Source organism: Desulfobacula sp., from assembly GCF_021107415.1.
The window spans coordinates 1-6080 of sequence record NZ_JAIOSW010000182.1; the positions used below are offsets into that span (position 1 = coordinate 1).

The following is a 6080-nucleotide window of genomic DNA, read 5'->3' on the forward strand; positions in this document are numbered from 1 at the left end:
ACTACAAGGTTGATAGGCCAGGTGTGTAAGCACAGTAATGTGTTCAGCTAACTGGTACTAATAGGTCGTGAGGCTTAGCCACTTCTTACCCCAATAACTTTAAACGCTTTAGTGCGGACATATTAAATTTACTGCAACTAATTATAAATACCAGGATTTATTGGACATGTAACGATTTATATCCTTCAAAAGTTCAGGATCCGACCCTTTTAATCTGGTAGCTATGGCAAAGAGGTCACACCCGTACCCATCTCGAACACGCCCGATTATATGTTTTGGTAAGCTCTTTAGCGTCGATGGTACTGCATGGGAGACTGTGTGGGAGAGTAGAACGCTGCCAGATTATTCTTTGAAAAAGCCCAGACCATTATTTTAATGGCCTGGGCTTTTTGCGTTTTTGAGAATTTTTCATAGGGCATTTAATTTCCATAAAGATGAATGCCGAGCAGCAAAAAATGTGGTTACCTTAACAACGACCCTTTATTTGTGAGACGGTATTTTTGGTTACTGCTTCGGGGTTTTTTCGGTATGGTCATTTCAACTAGTCCTGCTTTCAGGGCAGGTTGAAGATAGGCCGTGGAAAAATATTTTCTGTCCTTAAGAGATAAGGCTTCCATCAACTGGACACGGTTCATTTCTTGGGTAATCGCTTTCACAAGTTTTTCAACTTGGGGGGTAGCTTGGGGGGTAACTTGGGGGGTTAATTCTTTTAAGGCAAAATGGATGGCCTCTAAAAGAAATTCTACCAGAGGTGTGGACTCTCCTTTTGCATCAGAATTTTTTAAGGCTTCATAATATTTTTTTTGTCGATCTCTGATCACAGATTCTACGGGCAGAAGGTAAAAAAGTGGTTTCCATTTTCCCAGGATAAGTGTGTTCCATAGACGACCGATGCGTCCATTGCCATCCATGAAAGGATGAATAAACTCAAGTTCGTAATGCATCACAGCACCCTTGATTAAAGGGTGATCAGGACTATTTTTTAACCATCCGAACAAATCATTGATCAGGTCTGGGACCTTTTTGGCCGGTGGGGCTATATGCACGATTTCACTTTTTCGGTGGATACCGACACCTGTACTTCTGAATTTTCCGCAGTTTTCTTCCAGCCCCTTCATCATTTTACCATGGGCTTCACAAAGATGTGATACATGACACGGGTTCCAATCTTCAATTCGGTCATAAGCAGTAAAAGCATTATAAACCTCCTGGATTTCCCGGGCTGAACCTAAAATCCGTTTCCCTTCAAGCACGGCAGTGACCTGTTCAAGATTAAGGGTGTTTCCTTCGATATTTAAAGAAGCCTGAATGGTTTTTATTTGGTTATTCCGCCGTAAATGAGGTTTGATTGAGATATTTGGAGCCATGGAAATACGTCCTATGCTTTCACCAATGATTTCGACAAGCCGGACCATATTGGGAGTAACTATATATGGCGGTGTATAGGGTTTAGACATCATACTCTTATCTTGCATAAACCAGGGTTGTTTTCAAGGAATTTAAGCAATTTATAATATGAAAATATCTTGACTTTGATTTGTTTTGATTATAGGCAATTCAGCATCCAGACTATGTCAAAAAGACAAAATAAGGACCGGATATGAAAAAAATTATGTTTGCTGTTGGTTTGATCATCATCATTGCTGGGGTTGGAGCACCACTTTTCAGCGGGATTATGATGGAGCGAATCGTAAAACGATCTTTCAGCGATATCAACCAGATCTATACAGATACAGGATCTGATCTTTCTGTTGAAATCAGTCAGTATGACAGGAATTTTTCCTCTTCTCAGATTGAATGGAAAATTAAACTGGGAGCCCTCAAAACAATATACAGTGTTGAGGAAATCATATTTGTAGACCATGCAGATCACAGGTTTACAAGTATTGTATCAACAACAAGTCTGGAGAAAAATAAATGGTTTAAAAATTTTGTGAATAATAAACTTAATGGAAAAAATCCTCTTAATATTAAAACCGAATATAAACTTTCAGGCAATATTGAATCAACACTTGCATTGGATGCTTTTTCATTTAAAGATGGCAGTGTTGTCGTTGAGATAATGCCCGGAAAAATGTTGATTACAGTTGATAAGGGGTTGAAAAACTATTTGTCTGAAATAACCTGGGCAGGATGCTTAGTTCCTGGAAAAATCAGGATGGACAACCTTTCTTTTAGTTCGAAAATGGAAAAAGTGTCCGCCTGTATCTGGGATGGCAATCTGTCTTTTGCAGCTGAAAATATCAAAGCAGATGACGGCAATAAAGAGTTTGTTCTCATAAATTTAAAGTGTGATTATACCCTGGATTATAATGAGACAGAACAGTCATTATCCATTGGAGTGGAATCGGGTATTGACAGAATTTCATCCGGTCAGGGCAATATCAATAATGCCTCTGTTCAAATTGGGGTAAACCGTATAGATGCCCTGGGATATAAAGACTTTATGAACTTATATTTACCAATGATGAACGATGCCATAGAGGAGATTGCTGCATCACAATACCATACTGATACACTGAAAAGGGTTGTTGAAAAACAGATGGCTTCGGTGGGACTTCAAATGGTTGGGGTATACGAGAAATTTTTAAAGAAAGGGTTTGAAATCCAAATTTCAGATTTGAGGGCTCAATTGCCTCAAGGAAAAATTAAAGGGGATGTCACATTAAGCCTGAAAAAGGATATGACCATGGTCCAGTTCATTCCTGTCATGATGCAGCCGGCAGCAGCGCTTGATATTTTCTTTTTAAAGTCCGATGTCAGCCTGCCCTGTGAACTGGGTGGTGAGAATCAGTGGCTGCTCGCACCAATATATCCCGGGATGCAGACCGGCTTGTTCATAAAAAACGGGGATAATTTGACCCATAAGGCAGAAACAAGGGCAGGGAAACTGTTCTTAAACGGAAAAGAAGTGTTGCTAAACTAATTACTTTTCAAAAGAGTAAATTTGTTTTAATAATAAACACTGTTGAAATTTTACCGTGGAGATAAAATGTATTATTGTGAGTTTGAATCCCCTTTGGGAACGCTTTTGCTGAACGGCAATGAATTGTTGGAGAGTTTGCATTTTCCCCTGGGGAAGATGAGGGTTGAACCAAAAAAAGATTGGATTTATTCAAAAGAAAAATTTATGGAGGCCCTTTTTCAACTTGAGGCCTATTTTAAAGGGGGGCTGACAAGGTTTGATCTTGAATTAAATATTCAGGGTACGGATTTTCAAAAAACGGTCTGGCAGGAACTTGTGAGAATCCCATACGGAGAAACCATATCCTATGGTGAGCTGGCAAAAAGAATCAAAAACCCCAATGCATCAAGGGCTGTTGGAATGGCAAACGGGAAAAATCCGATTCCAATAATTATACCTTGTCACCGGGTTATCGGTAAAAATGGAAGCCTGACCGGTTTTGGCGGTGGGCTTGAAGTTAAAAAAAAATTACTGGAACTGGAGAAAAGAAATAAAAAATGATACTTTAATAAATAAAGCATTGATTTATTAGTGAAAAAGGATCATTTAAGTTATAGAGTACTCTTCTTTTTGAAAGGAATTTTAAATATTAGTGAAAAATGATTCTGAACATAAGGAAAAAATGAACTTACGGATTGAAACAAGAACAGAAAGCCGGGAAAATGCCAGTGTTGAATTTATACCCGGAAATAATTCAATGGCTTATCATTTCAAGCTAAGGGATTTCTCTTCAAAAGGACTTGGTATAATAGTCCGGAAAGACTCTAAAGTGCTTAAGCATATCAATACAGGGGATGTTCTGGATATGAGATATTATCCGGATGAAGCAACGGCCAATCCTGTATCCCACCGAACGCAAATAAAACATATCTCAGATCCTGACCCGGGAAAGCACCAGGATCATATGCTGGTCGGGCTTTTGATTCTTGAATAAAGTTGATCAGACCATATTTATTTGTATGAAGGAAAATGAAAAGAACAAAAATTACAGATAAAATCACCTATGTGGAACCGGATTCCATGGTTAATTTTACATCCTGTGCCGGGATCATTGTCCAGTCAAAAAATAAAGTATTGATTGATATGAATATGGGTGCGAAAATAACACCCGGTTTGATAGAAGAAGAAAAACCCGATGTAGCCATCATCACTCATTATCATCTTGATCATTCCATCTGGATCCGCCATGTAAATTCCTGTTCAGATGCGGTGGTCTTTATCCCGGAAGCGGAAGAACCGTATCTGACATCCCTTGACTTTGTAATTGAACATACAGCCGGGCCGTTCGGTATGTCGGAAAAATGGAAGGATTTTGTGGAGAACCGCCTGGGATACAAACCGCTTAAAGTCTATGAATGCTACAACGAACAGACCACATTAAAGGACATGGCACCTGAAATCGTTCTTGTTCAGACACCCGGCCACTCCCCTTCTCATACATCGTTTTATTTTCCTGATGAAAAAATATTGTTTTCAGGCGATATGGGACTTGATCGATTTGGTCCATGGTATGGCTGGGCTGACTGTAATATTAAACAAATTGTTGAATCTATTTTAAGGCTTGATGGCATGGATGTTAAATTAATCCTCACCAGTCATGGCGGTATGCTTAAAAAAGGAATTCAACAGGCATGGGCTCTCTGTATTCATCAGATACAGCAAAGGGAAGAAAAAATTATCCAAAAGCTTGAGGCAGGGATAAGCAAACAGGATATCATTCGACAGGGGGTGTTTTTTTTTGATAAAGAAAAGGTTCAAGATCCCATGAGATCATTTTTAAATATGTGGGATACAGCCATGTACAATCATCATGAAGCCCTTATCAAAGAAGGCGGATTAATTAAATTTTTCCCGGAGATTAAGGAATTGTCAAAAGGGTAAAGCCTGTTTTAATAGATAAATCTTTCTTTAATCTTCGAAATTCCCGGGATAATGGTTTGGGTTCTGTTTATCCCGCTGATTCGCCTTATCCGCTGATCCACAAATTCTGCAATAATTTCAGCATCAGATGCCAGAAAGTCCCTTTTCAGGACGATTTTCACAAGAATATCAATAGCACCGTGAACCGAGTGAACCTCCTGGACTTCCTCGATGGAGAACAATTTATTTATAACCTTCATTTCCGTTGATGTGTTGATATTAATCATTATAAAGGCTGTAATGGTTCGTTTCATTTCAGGATAGTCAGGCGTGGTTTTTTCTATCATGGCGGTTCTGAAGGCCTCCATGCTCCTTGGGATCAGCCGGTCAATACCAATACCGTATCGCATGTTGGAGGTTCTCTCCCAATGGTGATAGGCTATATAGGTGTAAAAATCGGCAACGCTTCTTTTTGGGAAATACCTGGGTAACCCGCCATTGTTTATTATCGTGGTTAAAGGCGTATAAATCGTGTTGTACCAATCCTTGGCAGCCTTTTTAAAATCAGTTTCCTTGCCGGATATATTGGTCAGATGATTTTCATGATTTTTGATTTGTTTTTCTAAATAATTGTATTTTCCAACCTCTGTAAGGCCAATTGTTTCCGCCAATCCGGTTTTTTCGTAAAACTTTTTTCTCTCGATATATAAAAGGTTTTCCATGGTATTTTTCGCAGAAAGCAATTCAATCACTTTTGCCTGGATATCAAACCGTCCCAGCTCTTTTGCTGCTGCAACTCTGTGATTACCGTCCAAAACATAATAATCATTTCGAATTTGATAGAGTTTTATCGGGGGTAGAGACTTTCCGTCACGCATGGCTTTTTTGATACCGGTAAATCTTTTATCTGATACATGCTTTTTGGGTCTGAACTGGGAGTCAAAATCATAATATTTTCCCACACTGCCGATAATTTTTTCAAGATCAATGGTTTTAATACCGTGATCAAGAAGCCCAACATCTTCTTCTTGTGCATGTTGCTCATTAAAGGAACTGACGTGATTTTCAGCTTCATCTTCTTTAGATGAAAAAAGATTTTTAAAAAAATTACTCATGGTTAGACCTCTAAAATGGTGTACCCACAGGTGTTAATCACTTTTGTCGTATTGACTATTGTGATTCTTTCTTCATAATTTTTAAACTCTTTGTGAATATGACCGTGGATAAAAAATTCTGGTTTTCTTTTATCGATTAT

The 6080-nt window shown here is 38.7% G+C and carries 6 protein-coding genes and 2 rRNA genes; 6 read left to right on the top strand and 2 right to left on the bottom strand.

All coding sequences use genetic code 11. The annotated features are described in order from the left end of the window. Together K8S13_RS09890 and rrf are read left to right on the top strand one after the other, a co-directional pair. Nucleotides 1-82 (top strand): 23S ribosomal RNA (locus K8S13_RS09890); the annotation flags it as partial. 131 nt (nucleotides 83-213) lie between these two features. After that, nucleotides 214-343, top strand: a 5S ribosomal RNA gene (gene rrf / locus K8S13_RS09895). Between the two features lie 118 nt (nucleotides 344-461). Here the strand turns inward: rrf and K8S13_RS09900 are convergent. Beyond that, nucleotides 462-1460, bottom strand: a complete 999-nt coding sequence (locus K8S13_RS09900; protein WP_291462282.1) for a Fic family protein — start codon at nucleotides 1458-1460, stop codon at nucleotides 462-464. Nucleotides 1461-1600: 140 nt separating this feature from the next. Between K8S13_RS09900 and K8S13_RS09905 the strand changes: the two genes are divergently transcribed. The 4 genes from K8S13_RS09905 (at nucleotide 1601) to K8S13_RS09920 (ending at nucleotide 4846) form a co-directional block, all read left to right on the top strand. Further along, a complete protein-coding gene (locus K8S13_RS09905; RefSeq protein WP_291462283.1) occupies nucleotides 1601-2926 on the top strand; it encodes a DUF945 family protein in 1326 nt (441 codons plus the stop codon). 66 nt (nucleotides 2927-2992) lie between these two features. Further along, nucleotides 2993-3466, top strand: a complete 474-nt coding sequence (locus K8S13_RS09910; protein WP_291462284.1) for a methylated-DNA--[protein]-cysteine S-methyltransferase — start codon at nucleotides 2993-2995, stop codon at nucleotides 3464-3466. Nucleotides 3467-3587: 121 nt separating this feature from the next. Further along, nucleotides 3588-3899 (top strand): hypothetical protein, encoded by a 312-nt coding sequence (locus K8S13_RS09915; protein WP_291462285.1) that lies wholly within the window; start codon nucleotides 3588-3590, stop codon nucleotides 3897-3899. Between the two features lie 35 nt (nucleotides 3900-3934). Next, on the top strand, nucleotides 3935-4846 hold the full coding sequence (locus tag K8S13_RS09920; protein WP_291462286.1) for an MBL fold metallo-hydrolase: 912 nt from the start codon (nucleotides 3935-3937) through the stop codon (nucleotides 4844-4846). Nucleotides 4847-4854: 8 nt separating this feature from the next. Here the strand turns inward: K8S13_RS09920 and K8S13_RS09925 are convergent, their stop codons facing one another. Next, nucleotides 4855-5940, bottom strand: coding sequence for an Lrp/AsnC ligand binding domain-containing protein (locus K8S13_RS09925; RefSeq protein ID WP_291462287.1), 1086 nt, complete (start codon nucleotides 5938-5940; stop codon nucleotides 4855-4857). Nucleotides 5941-6080: the final 140 nt, after the last annotated feature.

Excerpts from the sequence above, each read along its gene's own strand:
- K8S13_RS09900 (WP_291462282.1), bottom strand. The coding sequence starts at position 1,460 with ATGATGTCTAAACCCTATACACCGCCATATATAGTTACTCCCAATATG.
- K8S13_RS09905 (WP_291462283.1), top strand. The coding sequence starts at position 1,601 with ATGAAAAAAATTATGTTTGCTGTTGGTTTGATCATCATCATTGCTGGG.
- K8S13_RS09910 (WP_291462284.1), top strand. The coding sequence starts at position 2,993 with ATGTATTATTGTGAGTTTGAATCCCCTTTGGGAACGCTTTTGCTGAAC.
- K8S13_RS09915 (WP_291462285.1), top strand. The coding sequence starts at position 3,588 with ATGAACTTACGGATTGAAACAAGAACAGAAAGCCGGGAAAATGCCAGT.
- K8S13_RS09920 (WP_291462286.1), top strand. The coding sequence starts at position 3,935 with ATGAAAAGAACAAAAATTACAGATAAAATCACCTATGTGGAACCGGAT.
- K8S13_RS09925 (WP_291462287.1), bottom strand. The coding sequence starts at position 5,940 with ATGAGTAATTTTTTTAAAAATCTTTTTTCATCTAAAGAAGATGAAGCT.